Source organism: Radiobacillus deserti (genome assembly GCF_007301515.1).
In the GTDB taxonomy this organism is placed as follows: Bacteria; Bacillota; Bacilli; order Bacillales; family Amphibacillaceae; genus Radiobacillus; species Radiobacillus deserti.
Genome location: NZ_CP041666.1, coordinates 3,550,069 through 3,574,062 on the forward strand (window position 1 = coordinate 3,550,069; position 23,994 = coordinate 3,574,062).

Annotated in this window: 25 protein-coding genes and 1 pseudogene; 14 read left to right on the forward strand and 12 right to left on the reverse strand. The window is 35.8% G+C overall.

What is annotated here, in order from left to right:
* The first annotated feature begins 1,546 nt into the window (after positions 1 to 1,546).
* Both FN924_RS18455 and FN924_RS19020 read left to right on the forward strand, forming a co-directional pair.
* The gene (locus FN924_RS18455; protein ID WP_143897005.1) at positions 1,547 to 2,614 is read left to right on the forward strand and encodes a hypothetical protein; all 1,068 of its coding nucleotides are present in this window, start codon (positions 1,547 to 1,549) and stop codon (positions 2,612 to 2,614) included.
* A gap of 180 nt (positions 2,615 to 2,794) precedes the next feature.
* A complete protein-coding gene (locus tag FN924_RS19020; RefSeq protein ID WP_158634067.1) occupies positions 2,795 to 2,950 on the forward strand; it encodes a hypothetical protein in 156 nt (51 codons plus the stop codon).
* A gap of 70 nt (positions 2,951 to 3,020) precedes the next feature.
* Here FN924_RS19020 and FN924_RS18460 read toward each other — a convergent pair whose 3' ends face one another.
* Together FN924_RS18460 and FN924_RS18465 are read right to left on the reverse strand one after the other, a co-directional pair.
* Entirely contained in the window at positions 3,021 to 3,623 is a 603-nt protein-coding gene (locus tag FN924_RS18460) for an XRE family transcriptional regulator (protein ID WP_143897006.1), read from the reverse strand.
* Positions 3,624 to 3,972: 349 nt separating this feature from the next.
* Positions 3,973 to 5,025: an HpaII family restriction endonuclease gene (locus FN924_RS18465; protein ID WP_143897007.1), complete on the reverse strand. Its 1,053-nt coding sequence runs from the start codon at positions 5,023 to 5,025 to the stop codon at positions 3,973 to 3,975.
* A 147-nt stretch (positions 5,026 to 5,172) separates the two neighbouring features.
* Here FN924_RS18465 and FN924_RS18470 point away from each other — a divergent pair, with 147 nt between their 5' ends.
* Positions 5,173 to 6,321 carry a DNA cytosine methyltransferase gene (locus FN924_RS18470; protein WP_143897008.1) on the forward strand — a complete coding sequence of 383 codons (1,149 nt, stop codon included), beginning with the start codon at positions 5,173 to 5,175 and terminating at the stop codon, positions 6,319 to 6,321.
* Between the two features lie 306 nt (positions 6,322 to 6,627).
* Here FN924_RS18470 and FN924_RS18475 read toward each other — a convergent pair whose 3' ends face one another.
* A complete protein-coding gene (locus FN924_RS18475; RefSeq protein WP_143897009.1) occupies positions 6,628 to 6,894 on the reverse strand; it encodes a helix-turn-helix domain-containing protein in 267 nt (88 codons plus the stop codon).
* A gap of 185 nt (positions 6,895 to 7,079) precedes the next feature.
* On the opposite strand from FN924_RS18475, the gene FN924_RS19495 reads away from it, so the two are divergent.
* Positions 7,080 to 7,310 carry a hypothetical protein gene (locus FN924_RS19495; RefSeq protein WP_228409515.1) on the forward strand — a complete coding sequence of 77 codons (231 nt, stop codon included), beginning with the start codon at positions 7,080 to 7,082 and terminating at the stop codon, positions 7,308 to 7,310.
* A gap of 332 nt (positions 7,311 to 7,642) precedes the next feature.
* On the opposite strand, the gene FN924_RS18485 is transcribed toward FN924_RS19495, so the two are convergent.
* Together FN924_RS18485 and FN924_RS18490 are read right to left on the reverse strand one after the other, a co-directional pair.
* Complete coding sequence (locus FN924_RS18485) at positions 7,643 to 8,647, reverse strand: hypothetical protein (protein WP_143897010.1); 1,005 nt, start codon at positions 8,645 to 8,647, stop codon at positions 7,643 to 7,645.
* Positions 8,644 to 8,892 carry a helix-turn-helix domain-containing protein gene (locus tag FN924_RS18490; RefSeq protein ID WP_143897011.1) on the reverse strand — a complete coding sequence of 83 codons (249 nt, stop codon included), beginning with the start codon at positions 8,890 to 8,892 and terminating at the stop codon, positions 8,644 to 8,646. The genes FN924_RS18485 and FN924_RS18490 overlap by 4 nt, the downstream gene beginning before the upstream one ends.
* Positions 8,893 to 9,677: 785 nt before the next feature.
* Between FN924_RS18490 and FN924_RS18495 the strand changes: the two genes are divergently transcribed.
* Positions 9,678 to 9,908, forward strand: a complete 231-nt coding sequence (locus FN924_RS18495; protein ID WP_143897012.1) for a hypothetical protein — start codon at positions 9,678 to 9,680, stop codon at positions 9,906 to 9,908.
* A gap of 125 nt (positions 9,909 to 10,033) precedes the next feature.
* On the opposite strand, the gene FN924_RS18500 is transcribed toward FN924_RS18495, so the two are convergent.
* Complete coding sequence (locus tag FN924_RS18500; RefSeq protein WP_143897013.1) at positions 10,034 to 11,014, reverse strand: hypothetical protein; 981 nt, start codon at positions 11,012 to 11,014, stop codon at positions 10,034 to 10,036.
* A gap of 516 nt (positions 11,015 to 11,530) precedes the next feature.
* Here FN924_RS18500 and FN924_RS19025 point away from each other — a divergent pair.
* From FN924_RS19025 to FN924_RS19500, 3 genes and pseudogenes are all read left to right on the forward strand, one after another.
* The gene (locus FN924_RS19025) at positions 11,531 to 11,689 is read left to right on the forward strand and encodes a hypothetical protein (RefSeq protein WP_158634068.1); all 159 of its coding nucleotides are present in this window, start codon (positions 11,531 to 11,533) and stop codon (positions 11,687 to 11,689) included.
* Between the two features lie 2 nt (positions 11,690 to 11,691).
* A complete protein-coding gene (locus FN924_RS18505; protein WP_143897014.1) occupies positions 11,692 to 12,132 on the forward strand; it encodes a recombinase family protein in 441 nt (146 codons plus the stop codon).
* 29 nt (positions 12,133 to 12,161) lie between these two features.
* Positions 12,162 to 13,214, forward strand: a pseudogene (locus FN924_RS19500) (recombinase family protein); the annotation flags it as partial.
* Between the two features lie 600 nt (positions 13,215 to 13,814).
* Here the strand turns inward: FN924_RS19500 and rlmH are convergent.
* Positions 13,815 to 14,294 carry a 23S rRNA (pseudouridine(1915)-N(3))-methyltransferase RlmH gene (rlmH, locus tag FN924_RS19505; RefSeq protein ID WP_143897016.1) on the reverse strand — a complete coding sequence of 160 codons (480 nt, stop codon included), beginning with the start codon at positions 14,292 to 14,294 and terminating at the stop codon, positions 13,815 to 13,817.
* Between the two features lie 110 nt (positions 14,295 to 14,404).
* On the opposite strand from rlmH, the gene FN924_RS18520 reads away from it, so the two are divergent.
* The 5 genes from FN924_RS18520 (at position 14,405) to mgrA (ending at position 17,762) form a co-directional block, all read left to right on the forward strand.
* On the forward strand, positions 14,405 to 14,764 hold the full coding sequence (locus FN924_RS18520; protein WP_143897017.1) for a Lin0512 family protein: 360 nt from the start codon (positions 14,405 to 14,407) through the stop codon (positions 14,762 to 14,764).
* A 96-nt stretch (positions 14,765 to 14,860) separates the two neighbouring features.
* Complete coding sequence (locus FN924_RS18525) at positions 14,861 to 15,571, forward strand: hypothetical protein (protein ID WP_143897018.1); 711 nt, start codon at positions 14,861 to 14,863, stop codon at positions 15,569 to 15,571.
* The gene (locus FN924_RS18530) at positions 15,568 to 16,287 is read left to right on the forward strand and encodes a hypothetical protein (RefSeq protein ID WP_143897019.1); all 720 of its coding nucleotides are present in this window, start codon (positions 15,568 to 15,570) and stop codon (positions 16,285 to 16,287) included. The genes FN924_RS18525 and FN924_RS18530 overlap by 4 nt, the downstream gene beginning before the upstream one ends.
* Before the next feature lie 43 nt (positions 16,288 to 16,330).
* Positions 16,331 to 16,693, forward strand: coding sequence for a DoxX family protein (locus FN924_RS18535; RefSeq protein ID WP_143897020.1), 363 nt, complete (start codon positions 16,331 to 16,333; stop codon positions 16,691 to 16,693).
* Between the two features lie 79 nt (positions 16,694 to 16,772).
* Positions 16,773 to 17,762: an L-glyceraldehyde 3-phosphate reductase gene (gene mgrA / locus FN924_RS18540; protein WP_143897021.1), complete on the forward strand. Its 990-nt coding sequence runs from the start codon at positions 16,773 to 16,775 to the stop codon at positions 17,760 to 17,762.
* Between the two features lie 50 nt (positions 17,763 to 17,812).
* On the opposite strand, the gene FN924_RS18545 is transcribed toward mgrA, so the two are convergent.
* The 3 genes from FN924_RS18545 to FN924_RS18555 all read right to left on the reverse strand — a co-directional run bounded on the left by FN924_RS18545 (position 17,813) and on the right by FN924_RS18555 (position 20,973).
* Complete coding sequence (locus FN924_RS18545; protein ID WP_143897022.1) at positions 17,813 to 18,205, reverse strand: thiol-disulfide oxidoreductase DCC family protein; 393 nt, start codon at positions 18,203 to 18,205, stop codon at positions 17,813 to 17,815.
* Positions 18,206 to 18,291: 86 nt separating this feature from the next.
* Positions 18,292 to 20,058: a methyl-accepting chemotaxis protein gene (locus tag FN924_RS18550; protein WP_143897023.1), complete on the reverse strand. Its 1,767-nt coding sequence runs from the start codon at positions 20,056 to 20,058 to the stop codon at positions 18,292 to 18,294.
* An 84-nt stretch (positions 20,059 to 20,142) separates the two neighbouring features.
* Complete coding sequence (locus FN924_RS18555; RefSeq protein ID WP_143897024.1) at positions 20,143 to 20,973, reverse strand: halocarboxylic acid dehydrogenase DehI family protein; 831 nt, start codon at positions 20,971 to 20,973, stop codon at positions 20,143 to 20,145.
* A 147-nt stretch (positions 20,974 to 21,120) separates the two neighbouring features.
* Between FN924_RS18555 and FN924_RS18560 the strand changes: the two genes are divergently transcribed.
* Positions 21,121 to 22,029 carry a superoxide dismutase gene (locus FN924_RS18560; RefSeq protein WP_407691999.1) on the forward strand — a complete coding sequence of 303 codons (909 nt, stop codon included), beginning with the start codon at positions 21,121 to 21,123 and terminating at the stop codon, positions 22,027 to 22,029.
* Between the two features lie 76 nt (positions 22,030 to 22,105).
* Here FN924_RS18560 and manA read toward each other — a convergent pair whose 3' ends face one another.
* Complete coding sequence (gene manA, locus FN924_RS18565) at positions 22,106 to 23,062, reverse strand: mannose-6-phosphate isomerase, class I (RefSeq protein ID WP_143897025.1); 957 nt, start codon at positions 23,060 to 23,062, stop codon at positions 22,106 to 22,108.
* 11 nt (positions 23,063 to 23,073) lie between these two features.
* Positions 23,074 to 23,982, reverse strand: a complete 909-nt coding sequence (locus FN924_RS18570; RefSeq protein ID WP_143897026.1) for an ROK family protein — start codon at positions 23,980 to 23,982, stop codon at positions 23,074 to 23,076.
* Between the last annotated feature and the right edge of the window lie 12 nt (positions 23,983 to 23,994).

Consider the following 23,994-nt stretch of genomic DNA (forward strand, 5'->3'; position numbering starts at 1 on the left):
TATTGATACAATTTAAAGCTAAATATCAAAATAAGTCTATCCAGTACAGTAACCTCGGCAATAATTCAATGATATTGAACGCTATCTCTCCCTTCACAAATGTTGTATTTGTCGTTCGATTGATTAAAAAGGGAATCCCCTCAGTAATTTAATAGCAACCAAGAAAAGTTGTTTATTTATCTCCTCTTAAAGAAGGAAACAAATTTCATACAACTTTTTTATTTCAACAAAGATTGAGTCCAATAAAAAAAATAACTATAGTGACTGAACAATTCCTTATTTCCTTTGTATGCGTCAAAAAGGATGGATTTTCATACTCCTCTTAGGATGAAAAGAGTAACTTTTAATTGTATTCCAATCTGTTTGGTTTAGCAGGTTATCTGCTAAATTTAATGGGGTTTGAATAACGGAAAAACCTTTTACTGCAAGAACCAATGGTGCTATGACATAAAGACTCTTAATTGGTATTGGGATTACTCACAGTAATCTACTGTAAGTGAATTGTATTCCAAGAGAATACGCATAAAATCTAATTTTTTTCTTTTCAATTGCTTTTGATTAAAAGTTGTATTCCCATCCTTCAGAGTAACCATGAAGTACCTACTATATTAGAAGAAGGGGGAATACCTATCCCGTTGATGTCACAAATTATGTATTGGATTTAACCTGTAATTTACCGTTGTACTTTGTAATATAACTGATATCTGTTCACCCAAATTTGTAGGCGTGATACTTGTATTCATGGTACATTGGAGTCCACATATCCATTCTTTTTACTCATGCGAACGACTAATACAACTTTAGTGACCAGAATGAGAGTTAGTGAGTAAGGTACAATACACAAAAGACACATTCTCCAACAGGGAAAATATGTCTTCGTGCAATATTCACCTTATTTATTTAAGATAATACGTTGCCCTTTAGTAGTGAATTCATTCTCATTGATAAAGCCATTTAATTCTCTCATTATCTTAGAAATTACTTTTGTCACTTACCTTAACAAGATCCCTTATCTCTTTCTTTTTCATTTCCTTAACCCCTGCTTCTCTCATATCAATTAGAATTCTTTTTACCTCAGCTACTCTTTTGTCGAAAACAGATTCCTTTTTCATGGTGTTCTTTAACTTGTTAATCGACAGACTATCATCTTTTTCATAACGAATATTAGGTAATTGCTGTTAAACTATATCCATAGCCTCCTGGTAGTAAGCTATTAGCTGCCGTTTATTGCCTAAAACTATTTCCACAGAGGCTCATTGTCAAGACCTCATAATAGGCACACTACTTAATGCTAGACCAAAGTATCTAATTTATAATAACTAATTTGAGTCGCTCAAAAAGATGGCAATGCTGGATCTAATTGATGGCAATATTCAATATAGATCTATAAGAAAATAAAATAGGATTATTTTCAATATGATTAGCCTATTCTAATGGGCCTAATTTAATCTATTTCTTAACAAGTGAAATTACACTGCGTAACAACTTGTTGGTTATTAAATGTTATCTTTCATGGTATATTGATAAAATAGAGGAGGAAATTCAAATGCAAATGACAATTATTGAAAGGTGTAAAAGAAAAGAGATTTTACATTCCCTAGAGCTAGAGGAACATTCATATAATTATTGGCTCCCGATCTTAGTTCGAGATCATAAAGAATTCGTTGAAGAGCTTTTTAGTGGAATATCTAATAATTCTTTTGATAGAATAATGCATTTTTTTGCAACTAGATTTAATAATCAAGAATTGGAAAATAGAGCGGTTGCTAAAGCAATTTATGCGAAGTTAGGGTGGAATTCAGACTATTATGATGTTATTAATTCATTTTATACAACTTTTGTTGGTAGTTTAGTAGCATATTCGGAAAGTGAAAATGCAACATCATTTAAAGAAATTCATGAGGCACTTAAAAATGACAATACACTAAAAAAAATAATACAAAACTGGAAATGCAGCTTATTTAGCTTTGGTGATAAAACTAATCTTAAAATTGCAATGTGCGGAGAATTAAAAGATATAGGTAAGGAAAAGTATGCTAAAAAGGTTTTAGAAGAAGGAAATCTTCAACGTATTATTTTAGAAAAATATATTTTTGATAGTTCTAATAATAAGGATTTGAGTGAAAAAATTCTGGAATTCTCTTCTTTATGCCATTGCTTAGCTAACTTTATGCCTTGTCCAGAACCTCCTTTTAATCAATTAAAAGGTTGTTTGAATGATGTAAAAGATTATTTTCCGTTAATGATAGATAAAATACAAGAATGGTCAGAAGAAAGTATGATTAAAATTAAAATTCCAGAAGTAGAAATTTGGAAAGACGGAAAAAAGGAAATAAAAACAGAAATTGATAAGTTGCAGATAATTAGCTGGAAGGAGTGGTTTTCAGATGAAGAAAATCGTACGACCTTCTTTCTTGAAGATTATTATGATATAGATTATGAAAAGGGAAGAAAGATATTAAAAGGGAAACCATTGTTCAAAAACCAAAAATTGTCACATGCAATTCCCCAAAAAAAAGAAGAGGTAGAAGAGTGTATTAGCAATATTATAACTATTACGAAGAGAAGAGCAGATTCGATGGCAAAAAGAATGATTTGTAGAATGAAGAATTAGATACATATGGAGATATTTATGTTTAATTTACATTTAATTCTGCTAATCTAAAGCCAACAACATTATTTATGTTTTTGAAAAACTGAATTTATAATTAACTACAGGGAGATAAAAATCAATTTTAGCAAAGCTCTTCTTATTCACATAGTTTTTTTGTATAATTAGATTGAGGTGATTTATATGGTAAAAATAGATGATGAATATAGTGATGATACAATATTACACAAAGCAATCGAATTAGTTAAAATCGGAAAAACTTACGGAGAAGTTCAAAATAAATTTAATTTGTCAGATAATGATATTAATCTAATTGATTTTGTTATTAATGAGTTTTAGTTTCTTATATCATATCTAGTAATTTCTAATATACACCTGATTTAGAGATTACTATCTAACTTAAAAACAGTTAGATTACTTCTATTTCAAAGTCCTCTTTAGTAAAGCCAAACTCTTCACGTTCCTTCTTTGTGAATAGTGACTCTTCACCTTCTGTAAACTTTTGCACTATTGTTTCTACCTTCATCACATCATATATTCCTTGTTCAATTGCCTCTATTATAACAGCATCCATCCTAGCTTCCTTAAACGATTTCCCTAATTTTTGGAGCAAAGTCTCAGTTTCAACCAATCCCAATTGCATTGATAATGCTATGCGGAATACTATACATGCTGGAACTTCTCTTGATCCATTTATGTATCTACTAAGGGTAGCTTCTTTAATTAAACTACGCCTTGATAAAGTAGCCTGCGTTACATTATTTTCGAACATTAATTTATTCAAATACTGACGAAAATCCCCCTCTTGAACATTAGTATTTCTTCTAACAGCATCTTCAAATCTCGAAAGACTCATTCTCGAAAACACATGCCCAAATCCTGTTTGTAAGTCTTCTTCAAATCTAATGTTACGTTTATATTCTATTCGGATTGCTTCTAGCTTTCTAATCATTTCACCGTTATCAATAAGAAGTTGAATATTCGTTAGAATTCGGTTCAATTTTATGCTCATTTATATCACCTCTTAAAACAGAATAATATACCTACAATAATTAAAGTTTGCATCCTATCTCTTACACTATTATTATAATATCATTCTACAATCCCCAATATATGATTGCTCTGAAGTAAGAATATACAATACATAACTCTTAATAAACATAAGAAATTTGCTTTATTTTTAAGTACTATGAAAAAGTGTTCATAGCACTTAAAAATATGAGAGATTAGAGATAGGGTCTATTATAGAAGAACACACTATAACCCTTGAAGTATTTAATCCTCCCGTGAGACTTTCAATTTATATTTAGAACAATTCGAATATCTTTATATTATAGTCTATCTCTAAATACAAACGACTTTTAGAACCTTATTTGCATTGTCAAACTAAACTCGAGTTCTCCACCTTCATTATGGACTAATAAACCTGCACTGGTTCTTCCTGTACTTGGTGTGTCAAACTTGGTGTGATTATAAAGGTATTCTTTTAGCCTATTTCGATCGTAAATATGATAGCAAAGAACTTCTGCATTTTCTTTCACTACAATATAACCTCCATTTGCTTCATCGAGGCCCGTCCATTCAGTAAGTGGAACCATCCCCAACGCAATTGCCACCAAAAATTCTTGTACTTTATATTTAATGATACGTGGGTTTTCAGTTGGGTTATAATCTAAAAATGATTGTACAACTTCAGAAACTTTTTTACCTCTTACAAAATACGATTCTAAGAAAATTTGTGAAATAATTTCAGGTAACCTGTAATCTATCATTTGTAAATTTTCCTTAAAAATGGTAGAAGGGACATCTTTATAAAGTAAATCAATACCTAAATCACGAATTGCAGATATTCGATTCTTAATCTTGCTACTTCCTGAAAGAGAATTTATTCTATTCATTTCATTTTCAGAAATAGGAGCAGATAGCTGATACTTTAAAACTGTCCCATTTGAAGCATTCAAGAGTGTAGGTTTGTTACCAAGATAGGATTTAATACTAAAAGAAAGAGTAGGTTCAAAACCAGTAACATCATCATGGATTTTTAAAATTATATCACCTTTTGTATCCGACCGTTCTTTAATTGAATTAATTTTGAGCTGCTCAATTATTGAGTTTATTTCCGGAATACTAAAAGTACCTGTACCTAATTGAATTTTTTCAATTAATATTTCCTCCATGCTCTCAAAAGTACTAATTGGAATAGTAATCTGAGTATTTTCATATTCAAATATAATTTGATTTGTTGATGAATCTCTATTATATTCAATATCACGCCTGATTGATGAAAGTATTTTATAATAGACATTTGGTACTTTATTCATACTTGAATCAGCAGCATATAGCTTTCCAGAAGCTAGGGTATGTAGAAAAACATAGAATTCTGACCATTCTCCTTTATTATATTTAAACTCCATAATAGTACCTCCATGTTTTTTAATTTAATTATATCATTAATGATATAATTAAACCTATACGGTCATTTTTTTGATTTTTCAAATTGAAAAATCAAAAAAAAACATGTATAGTTATAGGACTAGGGTTCTTATAAAGGAGAATGAAAAATGAGAGGCGGATTCAGAGAAGGTGCTGGGAGAAAATCAAAAAAAACAAGAAAAATAGCAGCGAATGTATATTTGCCCCTAGAACTTTATGAGAAAATAGGAAAATTAGAAATAAATAACTGTTCCAGTTTTAGTAAAAAGTGTGTTTACTTATTAGCAAATGCAATAGAGAATTCTAATAAAGAGGAATTAGAGATGAATGATAAACTAAGATTTATAGATTTATTTGCAGGTATAGGTGGTATAAGAATAGGATTTGAAGATAAAAATACCACTGGAGTTTTTAGTTCAGAATGGGATAAATTTGCTCAGAAGACTTATGAAGCTAACTATGGGGAAAGACCTCATGGAGATATAACTCAGATTAAAGTAGAAGATATCCCTGAACACGATGTCTTACTAGCAGGTTTTCCTTGCCAACCATTTTCAATGATTGGGAAAAGGGAAGGTTTTAAGCACGAAACACAAGGTAACCTTTTTTTTGATGTTCTGAGGATAATGTCCCACCACATGCCCAAAATGTTCCTGTTGGAGAATGTACAAGGTCTGCTGACTATCCAAAATGGGGAAGCATTTAATTTGATTATTAAATCCCTAGAAGATTTGGGTTATAACGTTTTTTATGAGGTCCTTGATGCACAAAACTTTGGGTTACCCCAAATTAGAAAACGTGTTATTATTATTGGTTTTAGAAATGATTTAAAAATTAAAGATTTTAAATTCCCACAAGGGAACCCTGATTTCCGAAAAAATATTTGTGAAATTTTAGAAAACAATCCTGAAGGTTATTCCATCTCTGAACATCTTCAAAAAAGTTATTTGTTTAAGAAAGATGATGGGAAACCGCAAATTGTTGATAATCATTCTAAAATTCAAGTAAAAACCCTAGTTGCATCTTATCATAAAATCCAACGTTTAACAGGAACTTTTGTTAAAGGCGGAAGTACTGGGATTAGGCTTTTCTCAGAATTAGAGTGTAAAAGATTAATGGGATTTCCTGATGACTTTAAAGTACCTGTTTCCAGAACACAAATGTATAGACAATTTGGAAATTCCGTAGCTGTTCCTATGATCAAGGCAGTGGCTGATGAAATGAAGGCAGTTTATTATAATTCAATCAAAAATAAAGAAGTCTATACGAAAGTATAGACTTTTTTGATTTCAAAATAGTAACAATCTATCTCCTTCCCATCAGTGGACAAAAGAATCAGCGTATATCCACTCCAAGTTCATTTATAAAGTTAGAATATATCGAACTATTTTCTTCAATGAGAAAGCCTTATCAACGGTTCTCGCAAATGTAAATTCTGATAGGATAGGATTGTATTAAATAATCAAAGTAATGTATAGTCTATTCCTATTTACCATATATTTTTCATAATTCAGCTAAACAAAAAAGGCTACTGCAGCCTTTAAGAAGCTATTTTACAGTAGTCTTTTATTTATTATTCCCAATTAACCAGCATTACTCTCCTTTGACACAATCTCCTGCAAATACATATAGATATCCTCCATTGACCACAATGATATTAAAATTTTCATCCTTGTTTCTAATTCGGGAAATCTTTTGTTTTTTTCTATTCGCCAAATATAGGATGGTGAGTAACCAACGATTTCAGACAAATCCTGTAATGAAAGATGGTGTTCTAAACGGTAATCTCGCAAAAGTCCCCCAAAATCCCCAATTGCAGTATTAATCCTATCCATTCCTTTATTGCTCATTTCTTTCTCCTCCTATTTTTATTACTGGTATGTGCCCAGTACCTTCTGTTTTGGTTAACCTCTTATTATAAGCAAGTAAGTCACTCTCCATAACTATCAAAATGTAAATATGGAATATTTCTTTTCTATGAATCTACTATAGAGATATAAAGAAAAAGTCATAAAAAACTAAAGGAGTGATGTAAATGAGTCCAGACGAATTCATGAGTTTATCGATTAACGAAAGGCTAAAGACTGTGAACAAAATGCTAGAAAAAGAGGAGAAGGACCATTTGAGGAACGTAAGTAAGAAGGTAGGAATTCCATACTCAGCCTTCACAAAAATTATGCGAGAGAGTGGTAGTTACCAATACAACCAAACTAGCAAGAAATATGAGAAACTACTGAGCTTAGAGGAATATGAACAATATCTATAATTAGCTACAAATAAAGCTGATAAAACTAACGAAACGTTGAGTTTCCTTGAAGAACATTTAGATGAACTGAAAAAACTATTGGTGATACAGCAAATTCAGTTGATTTTGGACTCTGAAGTATATGACCCTACATGCAGCACAGTAACCAAATCATTCCAAGTCAATGCAAACATTTATAATCAGTTCACAGAGTTATGTTCAACACAATTTCCTCATCTCCGCCAAAAAGATCTCGTGAGTCAATGTTTATTTGATTTTGTCAAGAGGTTTCAAAACACCCACCCTGATAAATCAGGGTGGGTCCTTTATTATCATTAGTGCATAATTTCCTGTTAACCTCTATCTTTAGTATCTTTAGCTTGACTAATGTCTTTTATTTTTCCTCCGTAAATATATGGTGAAAAGAAAAAAATAAATTTTTCAAACACCTCAGCGAGTTGACCGGCTATAACAGGAATGTTGTATCCATCTGACTCTATGCTATAGTTAATTGTTCTTTTATCATCTCTAAAGTAAATAGTGGGACTAATACTCTTCCTTAGAAGTTCTTCCTTTTCACAAAAGTGCTGGTATGCACTTGATAAACATCGTTCAAAACGAATTCCTATAACAACAGCCTTTCGTTTCTTACTCGGTATTGAGCAAAAGTATGTTATATTTCCTATTCCTGCTCCAAATGTTAATTGTTTACTATATTTCAAATCTTTTTTACTGTAGTGAAAACTTAAAAAATTTGGTACTTTACGACAAAATGTTTCCATAAGGTATTTTTTAATATCATAATCACTTTCGAAATCAAAACTATTTCCCCCAACATAGGTCCTACCAAGATGTGTATCAGGCATCCATAAGTAGTCATCAACCACCTTCAACTTTTCCTCAATTTCATTAATGGAATCCAGTTTATCCCAGATATCTAATGGATAGCAAGTATTCAAAGACGCAATGCGTTTTTTCACATCTGGTTGAAGCTCTATGGCATAAAAATTTATATACTTATGTGGGCTATCTTGAAGTAATTGCTTTATTCCATCAATGTGTTTCTGTTGGAACTTTTCCGCAATCCAAAGTACATATCCCTCGGAGATATTGTTGATTAATGGAGTTACCTTATCCATTTGATGATTGTAACTATCTGAAGGCCCTACTTGATTTTCAATGAATATTTCGATTCTTCTTTCAGAATTAATCGCATAAAGATCTATTCGCTTTTTTCCAACACTTTCTTCAATTTTTATCCCCTCAATAGAAATTCCAATTAGCTCTTCTATCACCTTTTTATTCTTTTTCAAATAAAGCGTTAAAATGACTTCCTCTTTTCTACCTCCTATACTCATTTTGCCAATTCCTTTTCTTTAGATTGTAATTTAGTAACCAGTTGATATAAAGGCATATCCAACACTTTTGCTATATTCCAAACCTTATCCAAAGTTGGTGTCTTTCTTGTTCCATTTTTCAACCTTGAAAGTAGCCCCCCTGTCACTCCCGCTTCAGTTGCTAATTTGTTTTGGCTAATACCTTTCTTTTTACGATAATGCTCAACTAATTCTACAAAAACTTCAGTTATTTCCTCTGGACTCATTTTCATGATCTCTCCTTCGTGATGTATTGACTGTTTCAAAACATAGCATTTCCCGTGAAGGCGGTCTCTATCAACAACTTATTATTATGTGCGGTAAGAGGCTCTTTTATACCATTTCTTATAGTCAAAAGAAAAACTATAGTTGTTATAATATTCAGTTAATAAACTTTACTCAACTGTCTATATAAGGAGATAATCTAACATACTTATACAGGTAGATGAGCAAATAAAGGGACGTTAATTTATTCAGGTCATCCAAAAACCACCCTTCTGCTTTGTTCGAGCCTTTTGGGTGGTTTTCTCTTTAGATTTACTACACTCAACCCCATTGGAAAATTCCAGGGATAGATAGAGAGAAAGAGTGATACTAAACCACTTTTCACCTACCTTTATCGCAACATCTGGAGAGTGCTTATTGAATTGTAAATTCATACTGGAATGAATCTTTTGGACTTGGTCTATGTCCTTGTATGGCATTTTCGTTTCAAGGAAAGCTCTTATGAGATTGCACGATGACTTATCTATTTATATTACAAGTTTAATTATCAAGAGTGATTGTGTAGGATGACAAAAAATGAATATATTCGCTGGAAGAGCTGGATATAACTATATGATCTTTTACAGGGAACTATACGGTCGGCGTCAAAAATAAAGAATAGTAACATTATGACATACATCTAGCCTAAGAAAGAAGGTGGGAAAATGATTGATATTTTTCATGTTTCTATGTTTAGGTTGATTAGAAAATTCTAAAGAGTAGAATTAAAACAAAGAGGAGGATATACGTGACAGATAATAATAATGATTCATCTAAAACACTTAAAACGGAAAAAATAAACAATCCAGATCGTAAATTCGCATGGATGGATAAATATATAAAGCAGACTGGAAATGTGGCTAGGATGGAAGCCAAGAAAAATGGAACATACATTATATACGAAAAGGATGGACAATTGGTGAAAGAATATCCTGACGGTAAAATCCTACCTTTAAAAGATAAAAGTCAAGATGAGTAAATGATCTTCGTGATACTCTCTTTTAAAGAGGAAAGCTGCTAGGGATGAAATGTAATATAAATTTCATCCCTTTCCAGTATTGATGTAGAATTTAAAATCATTCCTAAAAATGCTACTATTACAAATTACCATGGAAAGTCATTCAGAGGGTTTTTCAGAAGAGAGGGGGCCTTTGGGTAATTCTTCGGTATCAATATTGTATTAATGCCTACTTCACTGAGTAATGCCAAGCGACTATTGTAAGTACCTTTTGACATCTTTTTATTCTTCAAGGGGGTATTAACGTTGTGGCTGCTAATTTGCTTGAGGAAATCAATTAGCTTTAATTTGTTTTGATTGGATAAAGAGGAATGTTTCAGCTTTTTTCTTACTTCGTCGATCTTGTAGAAATCTCCAGGATGGTAGATTTGCGACATATATTTTCGGAAATACTCTTTATAAACCACATCTTTCATATATTCTCCAAGTTTTCTCGGGCGTTGAACATTTATACTTTTCTTCTCCATATAATAGGAATGGTTCTCCATTACATGTACCTCAAAACGAACAATATCTTTTTCATAACTTTCTATTCTTTCTCCTTTATCAATCCTTTCCTCTTCCTTGAGATAGACTATACTTTCAACCGACTTCGATGAATGATAAACTGTGGTTTTATATGGCACAAACACACCATGTTCTATCTTTCCTAAATATTTCTTCTGGAATTTATATGACTTTGTTAGTTTTTTATACAAATCTACCAACAACATACGATGATTCTTGTCTTTGATCAAAACATCATATCTGAAGTCAATTCGAAGTAAAGTATGGTTACTGTAATGGCTAGAATGTCCAACAACATGCCAAAGTATATATCTTATTTCTTTCTCTAGTGATATATAGTCGTCTTCAGTAATGTCGGGGTTTCCTAATAGTTCTATTGCATCCACAACCATATACAACTTCCATTGTCCATTTCCTGAATTAGAAATACTCATTGTAACTCCCGGAAACATCCCTTCAAAGCATTCGTTAACCTGTGTATATTTGATATTTAGTCTCCTTTGTAAATCTTGTACTTCCTCATAGTGAAGTAAAAATAGCATTTTAAACGTATGGATCATTTTGGTTCCTCCTTGGTTAACCTTGGGAAACAGAAAACCCTTATGTATCAGGGGGTTAACTATATATTTTTGTTCCCAATCCGATTATATTTATTTGTCTTACCACCTCCCCAAAATGAGGGAAGGTTCAACATAGTAATTCTTTCATTTGATTGGCTTGTCGATACGAATATCATATCTTGTATGCAATCTTCGTAATACTTTTTAATGTCCTACCTTGTTCTAGCTTATATTTGGATTAATTACGGTACCGTGAAGAGTCTTGACAATTTGTCAACTCAGGGGCAATTTTCCATGATATGCTAGAGATGTAGTTTTAAAAAAAAGCAACTACACCACCCACAAACATCTACACTCCATATTTATCTTCTAACTATTGCTCCTTCAGAAAAACCTTGAACTCATCATTCACCCTTCATCCTTATACTTACAACTCACCCTTTGTTTTAAATTCCTGCCCAAAAAACCTCACAGTTCACAACCAAAGAAACTACAACAAATTGGAGGCATACCCCTATGGAAAAATCTACAAAAAGCGATTCCCTAATCGGAAAAAATGAAGATATTCAAAAGGCAAACGAAAATATTTCAGATAATCTCGATACAATTGCTTTTTATTTACTAGAAGCAATCCAACGTAAGTCAGATAATCAATTAAAGAAAAAAGGAGCATAATTATGAAAAACAACAGAAAAGTAATTGGATTATATACTCGTGTATCATCTGGACAAAAAGCACAATTTGGACAAGGGATGGAACAAAAAATAGGCATACGAGTTGCGAAGGAATTGTTTGGACAAGACATTGACATAAAATTCTATGTAGATGAAGGCTTTGGGCCGAAATGTAACACTGAAAGAAACCAGATGTTGAAAGATGTAAAACAGTGTAAACTAGATGCAGTTATCACCTATTGTGTCAGTAGGATTAGTAATACATTTTCACACGCATTAAAAGTAGTAAAAGAAATTCACTACTCAAATGTCCGCTTTATCAGTATAATTGAAGGAGAGTACACTCCTCTTAAATTAAACCGAGAATTCAAGATATTGGAAGTTCTTGCTCAACTCGAACGTAAAGATCATGCTGAAAGAATTAAAAAAGGGGATTGCGTTTAAGAAACAACTAAAAAAGGAGGGAGCAAAAAATGAAGCCTAAAAAAGTTGTCGGAATTTACATAAGAGTTTCAACCTATAAACAGGTAGAAAACGGATTTTCATTAGATGCTCAATTAGAAGAAGGAACTAAAGAAGCACACCGCAAGTTTGGACAAGATATTCTAATTGAAAGCTATGTTGATGGGGGTATTAGTGGTAAAAACACTAAGGATCGACCTGCTTTAAATCGGATGATGAGGGATGTAGCCGAAGGGAATATAGATGCAATTATAACTTATAAAGTTAGTAGATTGAGCCGTTCACTATCTGATTCCTTAAAAATCGTGGAAGAGATCCATAAAGAAAAAGTTAAATTTATAAGTATTAAAGAGGGAGAATACGGTACGCCGCATGGAAATTTACAGTTTAACATATTGGTCTCGGTGGCACAGTACCAAAGAGAAGATGTTGCAGAAAATGTCCAATTTGGAATGTCACAACGTGCAAGAGAGGGTAAATGGAATGGAGGACAATTACTAGGTTACGATACAGTCAGCAAAGAATTGATCATTAATGAAGAAGAAGCTGAAACAATAAAGTTAATCTTTGATAAGTATGTCCGTGAAGGTTGGGGTACAAAGAAAATATCCAATCACCTTAACGAAATTGGGAAACGGACAAAAAAGGGGAAAACATTTTCCATTGTATCTGTATCTACTATCCTTGATAATCCTGCATATAAAGGATACACCCGCTACAACCAAGTGATAGGTTGGGAAACGAATAGAAGAAAAGGGAAAAACCCAGATTATATTTTAACAAAAGGGATTCATGAACGCATCATTGATGAGGAAACATGGGATAAGGCTGCCGAACTAAGAGAAAAACGTCGCACTGGTACACCGAGACAATACTCTGGATCGTTCCCATTAACAAGCCTTGCCAAATGTCCGGAATGTGGTTCCTACATGACAAGTCAATATGGTTCAAAACGAAAGGATGGAACCAAAAAACGATACTATGTTTGTGGACAGTATCATAATAAGGGTAGATCCGTTTGTAATCCAAACACCATTGATGCCGCCTGGCTAGAAAAAGCTGTCTTTGATAGACTAACTAAATCATTACAGTCTGATTCAGTCATAAAAGACATTACCGAACGAATGAACAAACAATTGGAAAAGCATCCTAAGTATGCTGAACAGTCAAAAGAAGTAAAAATACTACAAAATCAATTAACGAAACTAGAAGCAAATAAAAAAAGAATTCAAGATTCAGTAGAAACAGGATCTGGTATCTACACCGAAGAAGAAGCAATAGCGAGAATAAATGGAATCCGTACTGAAATAAATGAAATACAAAATAAGATTTTCACCCTAATAGAAAAACAACCAAAAAATTCTACATCCATTAAACAAGTTACACCCGAACTCATTCGCCAACAGCTTCAAGAGTTCCTTGATTTATCAACATACCTTGAGCCTATGCAATTCAGGGAATTACTTGTAGCCTCCATTGAAAAAATAGAGGCTGAGAAAAAGAGTCTAAAACATATTCACTTTTCATTCATTGCCCATATGCCTGAAGAAGAATCGAGTAATTCGATTCCTTCATTTATTAAACATATTATACGAGAAAATAAATTATATAATAAACGTATCCCTTTAATCATAAAGGGTTTATATTTTAAGCCAATCCGCTACTTATTTATGGTAAGGTTCCCCCCGATTAATCCGAAACGCCCGATAAACCTGCTCCACCAACACCAGCCTCATCAGTTGATGCGGAAATGTCATCTTAGAAAACGACAGCGCAAAATCACTTCGATCCGTTACTTCCTTACTCAAGCCTAGCGATCCACCAATCACAAACGCAATCTTACTCTTTCCGTGTGTGGCAAGGTTGTCCATTTTTCGAGCTAATTCTTCAGAGGTCAACATTTCCCCCATTATTTCCAGGGAAATAATGTAGGTGTCTGTCGAGATTTTGGAGAGGATTCGGTCTCCTTCTTTTCGCTTTACTTCTTCCGCTTCCGCATCACTCATATTTTCTGGCGCCTTTTCATCAGGCAGTTCGATTATATCGATATTGGCATAAGCACCAAGTCGCTTCACATATTCTTGAATTCCCTGCTTTAAATATTTCTCTTTTAGTTTCCCTACTGCAATGATCGTTATCTTCATGTATCGTCCCTCGCATTACATTCTATTTCCTCTAGTTTACCAAACACTTTGGAACTTCCCTAATACAAGTGTATAATGCAAGTAGCTCATACATAAAAGGAGTGACCTTAATGAAAGAAATCGTATTTATTGAAACAGGAATGGGAACAGATGTGCACGGTCAAAATGTAACAAAAGCTGCGGTTCGAGCAGTCCATAACGCGATTCATTTCAACTCCATGCCTGGCATAAAAAAGATTTTACCAGATCAAGACTTAAACAATATGCACGTAAATGTAAAGCTGGCGATTCCAGCAGATAAAGAGTTATTAGATGAAGAGGCAATACGCAAGGAAATCCCTTATGGAACAGTAACTATTCAAGTACAAGATGGTGGGATGGCAACGTCAAGTGGAATCTTGTTAGAGGATAAAGAGGACAAAAACGATTTAATGTATATCGTTATTGCATCCGTTGAAGTCGGATATTAAAGGATAAGCATGTGATTTCCTCATCACATGCTTATTTTTATCCAATTCTTTTCCCATCTCTGTTAAAATGAGTACTGGAAAAGAAAGGATGTCGTTATGGATTTTTGGTTTGACTTAGAGTACTCCATTCCACATATATCTATGTATCTTTTAGAATTTGCACTTGTTGCGTTTCTATTTATTAGAATCTATAAAAAGCGAAAGGAAGCCACTAAAATCTGGGTTGCCATCCTTGCCGTCATCGTAGGCTTATTCGTCCTTTCTATCGATATTCCTGTTCAAGATGTAATCATTAGGCTTCCCATTTTACCGTTAGGAGCTTGGATTCTTTATTTTCTTTGGAGGCGAAGCAACAGATGGGAGACCTATCGAACATTTACTTGGCTCGGCTTTCTCACCAGTTTTATCTCTATCGCCGTTATGCTAGGAGCGTCCTTCCTACACGATCTCATTTACCCAAAAGATAGTGTCTCTACGTATTTAGCAAATATCGAATCTAGTAAAGTGATTCGATTAGTGGATGAGGCACCTCCCGTTACGCTTCAAACTTCTACCCTACAAAAAATGCTGGCTTCTCTTGAAATGAAAGAGGTGGATAGTATAACCTGGTATCACAAATCGACGGAGGGACAGCAAGAATTGTTTCCATACCAACTAATGCAAGCACAACCACGATTCGGAAGCAACATAGAAACTGTCATTTATGTACATAAGGATGGCAATGGTTTATTGATTCAAACAGAAGATCATCAATATTATTTCCACTCTGACCAATCGTTTTTAGAGAAAGGTGGAGATAAAAGATGAAGGGTAGAAAGCTGCTATTATCACTAATCCTTGGTGGGATTATCATCCTTGCTTTAGGATACTATTTTCGACCCCCTGGTGACTTCCCTTCTAAGCAAGACATCTTGAATCAGGTTCCAGAAGCAAAGACCATACAAGATATTATATTTCTAGATGATAAACATGTATATGTTCCTTTCGTTACTAACAATAATGGGCGTGGATTTGCTTTGTGGGTTTGGAGAAATGGATGGAATGTAATATCGGAGGGAGATACGGGTGAACCAAGAATTTGGCAAGTAGATCCGAATAACCCTGATTCCTATTTCATCCTTTATAACATTCATCCAGCGGACAACATAAAGTCTATCAAGCTTTATCTTCTGCGTGGAAGTTACTATTCTGTCTCCTACGGCGAGCACACATACACTCCTAGTATTAAAAAGCACGTTTCGCAGGACGTATCGGAAGACACTTATGGAGCTATCAAGCTTCCAAACGACTGGAAGCAGCTTTTGGAGGGATATTCCAGAATATCCAAGCAAGAAAAGCAACAGCTCATCTATTTTAGTGGACCTACCCTTCACTTTGCGTGGAACGCTGCAAATGAACAAGGAGAAGAAGTGAAGCCTGAAGGAACATTTGGGACTGGATCTTCTACCACCGGACATTATATAATCAACCCTTTAGACCACATATCATCAGAAGAGTTAAAGCAACACAACAAGAAGTTCTAGTCTGTCCATCCCCCTCATACCTTGTACTAAGGGGGGATGTGTCATGAAACGAGCAATTGCAAGCTCCAATCTAATTCATTATCTTGTGGCGTATGTGTTCTTGGCTTCTGGGATATTTAAACTTATCAGTGAAGATCTTGGTGGCGTTTTTGTTAGTCTTGGGTTACCTTATCCACTAAATACGATGTTCATGGTTGCTATTGTAGAAATTGCTTGTGGGATATGTATTTTATTAAATCGTTATGTCAAAATCGCTGTTATTGCCCTTATAGTGATTATGGTTGTGGCGATTCTACTTACGAAAGTTCCCGTGCTTCACGCTGGGTTTTTCCATTTCTTATTTGAAGCACGTCTTGATTTTGTTATGCTCGGCCTTCTTTTTATTTTATTCCGACAATATAAGTAAGATTTATTAGAGGGTTTTCCTTGCTCATGTAGAATACATACATGGGCATTTTATTTTGGAAAAAAAGGGAGGCCTTCTCATGTATGTACCAAATGAAAAGCGATACAGCTCCATGTCTTATAATCGTGTTGGGAACTCTGGACTCAAGCTTCCCGCCATCTCACTAGGACTCTGGAATAACTTCGGAGGCGAGGATGTCTTTGAGAATCAACGCAACATGTTACGCAAAGCATTTGATTTAGGAATTACACATTTTGATTTAGCTAATAATTATGGCCCACCACCAGGGTCTGCAGAAGAAAACTTCGGACATATTCTCGAAAAGGATTTTCGTTCTTATCGAGATGAGCTTGTCATTTCTACAAAAGCTGGCTTTACGATGTGGCCAGGCCCTTATGGAGATTGGGGTTCGAAAAAATATTTAGTTTCTAGCTTGGACCAAAGCTTAACACGGATGGGAATAGACTATGTAGATATTTTTTACCATCACCGTCCCGATCCAGAAACGCCATTAGAGGAAACGATGGCAGCACTTGATTTAATCGTACGACAAGGAAAAGCACTCTATGTTGGCATTTCCAACTACGGTGTGGAGGATACTGCAAAAGCAATCGATATTCTCAAGAAACAAGGAACGCCATTTATTATCCACCAAGCGGCCTACTCGATGTTAAATCGTTGGGTGGAGGATGGCTTAACCGATTTGCTGGCAAAAGAAGGCGCAGGCTGTATTGCCTTTGTTCCATTAGCACAAGGACTCTTAACGGATAAATACTTGGATGGCATCCCAAGTGACTCCCGTGCTGCCAAAGCATATATTAAATCGTTAAGCGAAAAAGATGTTACACCGGAAGCCATTGAAAAAGTACAAAAGCTCAACGAACTAGCACGCGAACGCGGACAATCGTTAGCGCAAATGGCACTAATGTGGGTGCTCCAAGAGCAATCTGTCGTATCTGCCTTAATAGGAGCTAGTAAAGTAAGTCAAATTGAAGAAAATGTTCAAGCATTAGAGCATGCTGGATTTAGTGAAGAAGAATTAACTATAATTGAAGAAATTTTAAAATAAGAAGGGAGCTCGAGGGGACAATCCATTGTTTTCTCGGGCTTTTACTTTCATTAAGATAAAAACCGTTCTCTTTCCTCTGGAGATGGAATCCTACAGCTATCTCTTTTACCGAACCATTTATATCTATTCTTAGCAATGATTCCGTAAAAGAAGTCTCTAACCGGTTTAGGGATTATTAAAAAGCAATACGCAATCTTCCATAGACCTTTCAAATGCTTACATACTCGAAGAGCTGCGGAAGATTGAAAATAGCAGCTCTTGTTTTCGATTAGAACAAAACTATCCATATCCGTCGGAGCGTTATACTTCCTTAATAATTCCTGCCCAATCTCACTTTGTAGCGAAGCGAATTTAAACTGTGCGTTTGGATCGCGTTTCATCACAAATTGAACACTTTTATCACAAAAATTACACTCTCCATCGAATAAAATAATCCGTTCCATATCCATCCCACCTTGTTGCTAGTATATCATGTCTCCAATCATTGAAAAAAGCACTCCAGCTTTTTAGAGGAGTGCTTTCAATTTATTTAATGTTCGATTCGGAACTCTTTTACGGAATCGATAAGCTTTTCACTCATATCCTTCATTTGTAGGGAGGCTGCGGATACTTGCTCCATCGCCGCATTCGCTTCTTGGGAGACCCCTGCTACGTGCTCCGCATGATTCGCATTTTGCTCCGTTATCTTTTCTACTTCTTGAATAGTTTCACGGATTTGGTTCGTTTGTGCTCCGACGTCTTTCATATGCTGACTGACTTGTTGAGATTGTCCTAATACTTCTTGTGTCGAATCGACAATTTGATAAAAGCTGTTGTTGGCATGTTCAATCATATTTCTTCCTTTTGCTGTTGATTCACTCGTTATGTTCATCACGTCCATCGTTTCTTTCGTACTTACTTGAATGTCTGTACTAATTTTTTGAATATCGCTTGTCGCTTCAGAGGACCGTGTTGCCAGATCCCGAACTTCTTCTGCAACGACGGCAAATCCTTTACCCGCTTCCCCTGCTCTAGCCGCTTCAATAGACGCATTTAATGCTAGTAGCTTCGTTTGGTCGGAGATTTCTTTGATCATATCCGCCATTCGATTGATATCTGTTGTTTTACTAGATAGCCACCCCATTTTTTCTAGCACTTGCTTCATTTGTTGGTCAATCACATTCATCTGCTGCAAAACTTCCTGCATTTCTGTTTGTCCCGAAACCGCATAGTGATTTGAATCATTGGATTGCTCGGTTACCATTTCCATACTTCGTACCACTTGCTCTACGTAGGATGAAATTTGTTGAACGCCTGCCGTTACTTGCTCCATCGTTTCTTGTTGGTGTCTTGATGAAATAGAAACCTGATCCGCAGCTGCTGCCACTTCACTACTTCCCATTTTCGTTTGCTCCGATTGGACGGATAAATTTTCAGAGGTTTCTAACACGTTATGGGCATGAAAATGGACTTGCTTCACGACCGCTCGTACGTTTTCTGTCATTTGATTAAAGCTGTCATTTAACGTACCAATTTCATCCTTCGCTTTATAGTGCAAAGGTTCAATCGTTAAGTCTCCATTTGCAATATTTTTGATTTTGCTTGCTAGTTCAGCTAAAGGCTTTGTCATGACTCTAGAGGTTATGTACACCATGAAGATGGTAATCAGTATGGCAATGAGGCTTATGACAAGAATCCAGGTTTGACCAGATTCTGCAGTCTCTACGGTCTGGTTAGTTCCCAATACCATTTGTTCATTACTGGCCTCAATGATTTTTAGGATGGATTGGTTGGCACTCTCAAAGTTCGCATTTCCAATGAAGGCTCTCTCTTTAGCGGCTGCGAAATCTCCATCATTCGCAAAGCTCATTATTTCGGAAATCCCGTCGGTAAATTCGGTCCATTTTTTGGTGTAATTATCATATTGTTTATCTAGCTCTTCATCATTCGTTTTCTTAACAATAGATTCTAACGCTGATGAGGATTTTTCGATGTTTTTTTGAGAAGATTGAATATCTGTTTGTAATTTTTTCAAGGTTACAGACATTGTCGTATTTGTGAGCTCATTAATATCCTTGCTTATTTGGAGCATATCATTATTAATAGAAGTCGCATGAATTAAGGTGGGGAGGTTTTCTCGTTTAAGCTCTTGGGACTGATGAAGTGTTTCATTCATATTGTAATAAAGAACACCAGCCATCGTAATAAGAAGCAATAAGATGACACTAAAGCTTCTGATCAAGCGTTGTCTAATTGTTAGTTTATTTATGTCAATAATAGAAGGTTTTTTGACCCATTTTTTCTTTATTTTTGTCATGAAAAATCATCCTTTTGTCCTATTTAGATAGCTTAAGGATAATCAATTCCTACTCCACAAAAAAGACTTTTCCCAATAACTTTACTAAAAATTTACAATTGTTCGCTGGATAAATTCTACATCTAAGATTAAGCCTGGTAAAAAGGAATGAAATAAAGACACTAATCCCATGATTCCTGCTATATCCTTCGGTTCATAGATTCCTTCCAGCTGGCTTCGATTTATGATAACCGGAAATGGCATATGGCGATGAGCTGCTTGAACAGCCCTTTTCTTTAAACGACTCTCTAAGATTGGGTAATTGCTGCTTTTCACAAACGGCTTTAGATAGTGCCACGTCTCCTTTAAAAAGGCGGGGTATCGTGCCAAGGCACGAAAATCACTTGCTACATCCATCGCCTGATGGGTTTTTGCTATATCAAACAGTAGCGCTTGCAATGGAACATCCGCTTCGATTGGATGTAGTAAATCGATTCTTGGAAACATTGGGTTGATTCCTGGCTCTATATACCCGATTTGCTTTCCACTACCTTTAATTGGTCGATTGCTTAAGGCTTCTATCCATGCAGACGTGATTAACAGTAGCTTAGGATTCACGTAGCGAAAGATATCCACCGTACCTCTTATTTGTTCTAAGATATAAGTTGGATACGTTTGGCTCCATGGAAGAATTGGAATAACGGAGGATATACCCGGATACTGTAAACGAGATGCGGATTGCTCCATATTCACACTCAGCATATTTGGCCTCACTTGTTCCCATGCCAATTCTAAAAAAGTAGGATAATGCGCTAACGCACGAAACACAAAATTCACGACTGGTACTTTTAATACTTCTTTTATATCCTCATACACCTCTTTTATCCGTCCAGTAGCTTCGGACTCCAAAATTTCAGGAATGACGTATGTACGCATGACGATTCCTCCATTTTTTCTAGGATACCTACATGTATATGGAAAAAGGACGGTGACTATGAAGTCAAAATAGGCCAGTTCACTTGGTCCCGGTTTCTTTCTTTTTACATATCCTGTTACTGATTACCGATATAGGGGGAATTATTTGTGGATAGAATGGAGTCGGCGTATCGCACATCGATTTTGAATTGGTGTGCTGAGATTGAACAGACGTGGAAATCGGTCCGCGATCAGCTAGATGTGGATGAAACAAAACGAGCGAAATGGGAAAAGGATTTCTATGCCTTTAAACAGGAAGTAGAAGAGAACAATCGTTTCTTACAAGATGTAGAACTACAACGAAGTGCCTCTCACATCTATCAATCCTTAAGTAGCTTTATGACTGGGAACAACGAATCTTCTGAACCTCACCAGGAAGAAGTGGGATCCGGAGTGCCGATTGGTGGACATACCTTACCTCCACTCCCTTATCCTTATGATGCTTTAGAACCTGTCATTTCCGAGGAGATTATGAGACTACACCATGATGTACATCACCAAGGCTATGTAGACGGATTAAATAAAGCGGAGAAGAAAATGCAAGAAGCTCGAACAAAAGGTGATTTTGATTTAATTAAGCACTGGGAACGTGAAGCAGCGTTTAACGGTTCTGGGCATTATTTACACACGATTTTTTGGGATATTATGAGTCCGGATGGTGGCGGTAAACCGTCTGGCAGTCTATTAGCCGAAATCAAGCGTTCTTTTGGAAGCTTTGATGCATTTAAAAAGCATTTTTCAGAGGCTGCTAAAAAGGTGGAAGCTGTTGGTTGGGCCATTTTAGTATGGGCTCCTCGTGCCCACCGTCTAGAAATTCTTACTGCAGAAAAACATCAAAACCTTACACAGTGGGATACGATTCCTTTGCTCGTATTAGATGTATGGGAGCACGCTTATTACCTGCAATATAAAACGAAGCGAGGAGACTATGTAGACAACTGGTGGAAGGTGGTCAACTGGCCAGCAGTGGAGAAACGGTTTGAAGAAGCGAAGAAGTTGAAATGGGAACCTTTTTAAATTCTTGTTCACCTGGAATGTAGAGGGTGTCCAACATTGCGACACCCTTTTATATCATGATGTTAGCGTCTTTACCTTATAGATGAGAAACTACACATTCTAGCTGTCCAGCTAGATGGTAGTGATGAACGCCATTAGGCAAAATGAAATGATCTCCTTTTTGTATCTCTTGCACCTTTCCATCTACCGTAATCCAACCTTGCCCCTCTACAACACTCACTTGTAAAAAGTCATCGTCCATCGTCATATCCGCTTCCCCGTCCAAATCCCAATGATACACTGTAAAATACTGTTCCTTTACTAGTCGCTTCGATGTTAATCCACCAAAGTAGCTAACTTCTTGTTCTACCTCTACTTCCTTATGTGGAACCGTTGAAACAGCAATGGCAGAATCCAAATGTAGTTCTCTTGTGTTCCCTTGGCCATCAGTCCGATCATAATCATAAACACGATAGGTGATATCTGAGCTTTGCTGTGTCTCCAAAATAACAATTCCTTTTCCTATGGCATGAATCGTACCACTAGGAACGTAGATAAAGTCTCCTGCTTGCACCGGAACTTTTCTTAGTAAGGAATCCCACCTTCCATCCGCTACCATTTGTTCAAACTCTTCTTTTGTAGAGGCATGATGACCAAAGATAATTTCTGCTCCTTCTTCGGCTTGAAGCACATACCAGCATTCCGTTTTTCCGTACGGTTGGTTTTCAACCTCTCTCGCGTAAGCATCATCTGGATGAACCTGTACGGAAAGGTCATTTGCTGCATCTAAGATTTTGATAAGTAACGGATATTCTCCCGTTTGATCTTGTGACCTTCCAAAAAGCTCCCCGTGGTTTTCCCACGCTTCTTTTAACGTCTTTCCTTGTAAAGGCCCATTTAAAATCTCACTTGGTCCGTTCGGATGGGCAGAAATGACCCAAGCCTCTCCTGTACGTGCATAAGGAATGTCATAACCAAATTCTGTGTTCAGCTTTTGACCACCCCATATTCTTTCTTGAAAGACTGGCTTTAGAAACATTGGTTCATTGTACATGGTTATCCTCCTTATTGATTCAGACAAAGTCCCGCTGCTCCAACTACTCCTGCATTTTGATCAAGCTGCGCTGGTACAATTTCGGTTTTTCGTCCATCTGGGTTTAATGCATATTGACTCACATAATCTCTAACTGCTTTAAATAGTGGTTCTCCTACTTTAGAAACGCCACCGCCGATAATAATTTTTTCTGGATCTAACGTATTAATTACCGATACACAGGCTACTCCAATGATTCGAAAAACATCATTAATATACGGCTTTATTACCTCGTCGCCTGCATGATAGCGCTCAAATACCTGTTGCGTGGTGAGTTCTTCTCCAGCTAATTCAGACCCTCTACGAGCTATCGCCGTCCCCGACGCGATATATTCCAAGCAGCCATATTGACCACATGGGCATTGTCCATAGGACGGATCGACAACGGTATGGCCGATATCTCCTGCGTTACCTCGGGATCCACCTAGAAGCTTTCCTTCTGCGAAGATTCCTGCACCAATTCCTGTACTAATCGTCATATAAGCAAAATCTTCATTCTCTTTAGCAGCACCGAGCCACTTTTCAGCCATGGCTGCTGCATTAGCATCATTTTCAAGCGTGACAGGTATGTTAAAATACTCCTTCACTTGTTGAACAATCGGCACGTTTCTCCAGTTTTCTAAGTTCGGTGGGTATGTGATGATTCCATTTTTACTGTCTAGTGGCCCTGGTGAACCAATACCGATTCCTTTTATATCCGATAATGCCATTCTTGTTTCCTTTATAAGCTCTTCTATTTTTTGATTAATCCGGTCAATCATCTCAGAAGGAGCAACCGATTTATCGGTAGGAATGACGTCTTCTTTTAAAATCCTACCGCTTGTCTCTACGACTGCAATTGCAACCTTTGTACCACCAATATCAACACCTACTGCATTCATAGTTCCACCTCT

What these genes read in the sequence shown, in the direction of transcription:
- FN924_RS18470 (WP_143897008.1), top strand. Translation starts at nt 5,173, where the DNA reads ATGAGAGGCGGATTCAGAGAAGGTGCTGGGAGAAAATCAAAAAAAACA.
- FN924_RS18535 (WP_143897020.1), top strand. Translation starts at nt 16,331, where the DNA reads ATGAAACGAGCAATTGCAAGCTCCAATCTAATTCATTATCTTGTGGCG.
- FN924_RS18545 (WP_143897022.1), bottom strand. Translation starts at nt 18,205, where the DNA reads ATGGAACGGATTATTTTATTCGATGGAGAGTGTAATTTTTGTGATAAA.
- FN924_RS18455 (WP_143897005.1), top strand. Translation starts at nt 1,547, where the DNA reads ATGCAAATGACAATTATTGAAAGGTGTAAAAGAAAAGAGATTTTACAT.
- FN924_RS18490 (WP_143897011.1), bottom strand. Translation starts at nt 8,892, where the DNA reads ATGAGTCCAGAGGAAATAACTGAAGTTTTTGTAGAATTAGTTGAGCAT.
- FN924_RS18460 (WP_143897006.1), bottom strand. Translation starts at nt 3,623, where the DNA reads ATGAGCATAAAATTGAACCGAATTCTAACGAATATTCAACTTCTTATT.
- FN924_RS18570 (WP_143897026.1), bottom strand. Translation starts at nt 23,982, where the DNA reads ATGAATGCAGTAGGTGTTGATATTGGTGGTACAAAGGTTGCAATTGCA.
- FN924_RS19020 (WP_158634067.1), top strand. Translation starts at nt 2,795, where the DNA reads ATGGTAAAAATAGATGATGAATATAGTGATGATACAATATTACACAAA.
- manA (WP_143897025.1), bottom strand. Translation starts at nt 23,062, where the DNA reads ATGTACAATGAACCAATGTTTCTAAAGCCAGTCTTTCAAGAAAGAATA.
- FN924_RS19495 (WP_228409515.1), top strand. Translation starts at nt 7,080, where the DNA reads ATGAGTCCAGACGAATTCATGAGTTTATCGATTAACGAAAGGCTAAAG.
- FN924_RS18550 (WP_143897023.1), bottom strand. Translation starts at nt 20,058, where the DNA reads ATGACAAAAATAAAGAAAAAATGGGTCAAAAAACCTTCTATTATTGAC.
- FN924_RS18485 (WP_143897010.1), bottom strand. Translation starts at nt 8,647, where the DNA reads ATGAGTATAGGAGGTAGAAAAGAGGAAGTCATTTTAACGCTTTATTTG.
- FN924_RS18465 (WP_143897007.1), bottom strand. Translation starts at nt 5,025, where the DNA reads ATGGAGTTTAAATATAATAAAGGAGAATGGTCAGAATTCTATGTTTTT.
- FN924_RS18530 (WP_143897019.1), top strand. Translation starts at nt 15,568, where the DNA reads ATGAAGGGTAGAAAGCTGCTATTATCACTAATCCTTGGTGGGATTATC.
- FN924_RS18500 (WP_143897013.1), bottom strand. Translation starts at nt 11,014, where the DNA reads ATGATCCATACGTTTAAAATGCTATTTTTACTTCACTATGAGGAAGTA.
- FN924_RS18505 (WP_143897014.1), top strand. Translation starts at nt 11,692, where the DNA reads ATGAAAAACAACAGAAAAGTAATTGGATTATATACTCGTGTATCATCT.
- FN924_RS18520 (WP_143897017.1), top strand. Translation starts at nt 14,405, where the DNA reads ATGAAAGAAATCGTATTTATTGAAACAGGAATGGGAACAGATGTGCAC.
- FN924_RS18525 (WP_143897018.1), top strand. Translation starts at nt 14,861, where the DNA reads ATGGATTTTTGGTTTGACTTAGAGTACTCCATTCCACATATATCTATG.
- FN924_RS18555 (WP_143897024.1), bottom strand. Translation starts at nt 20,973, where the DNA reads ATGCGTACATACGTCATTCCTGAAATTTTGGAGTCCGAAGCTACTGGA.
- FN924_RS18475 (WP_143897009.1), bottom strand. Translation starts at nt 6,894, where the DNA reads ATGAGCAATAAAGGAATGGATAGGATTAATACTGCAATTGGGGATTTT.
- rlmH (WP_143897016.1), bottom strand. Translation starts at nt 14,294, where the DNA reads ATGAAGATAACGATCATTGCAGTAGGGAAACTAAAAGAGAAATATTTA.
- FN924_RS19025 (WP_158634068.1), top strand. Translation starts at nt 11,531, where the DNA reads ATGGAAAAATCTACAAAAAGCGATTCCCTAATCGGAAAAAATGAAGAT.
- mgrA (WP_143897021.1), top strand. Translation starts at nt 16,773, where the DNA reads ATGTATGTACCAAATGAAAAGCGATACAGCTCCATGTCTTATAATCGT.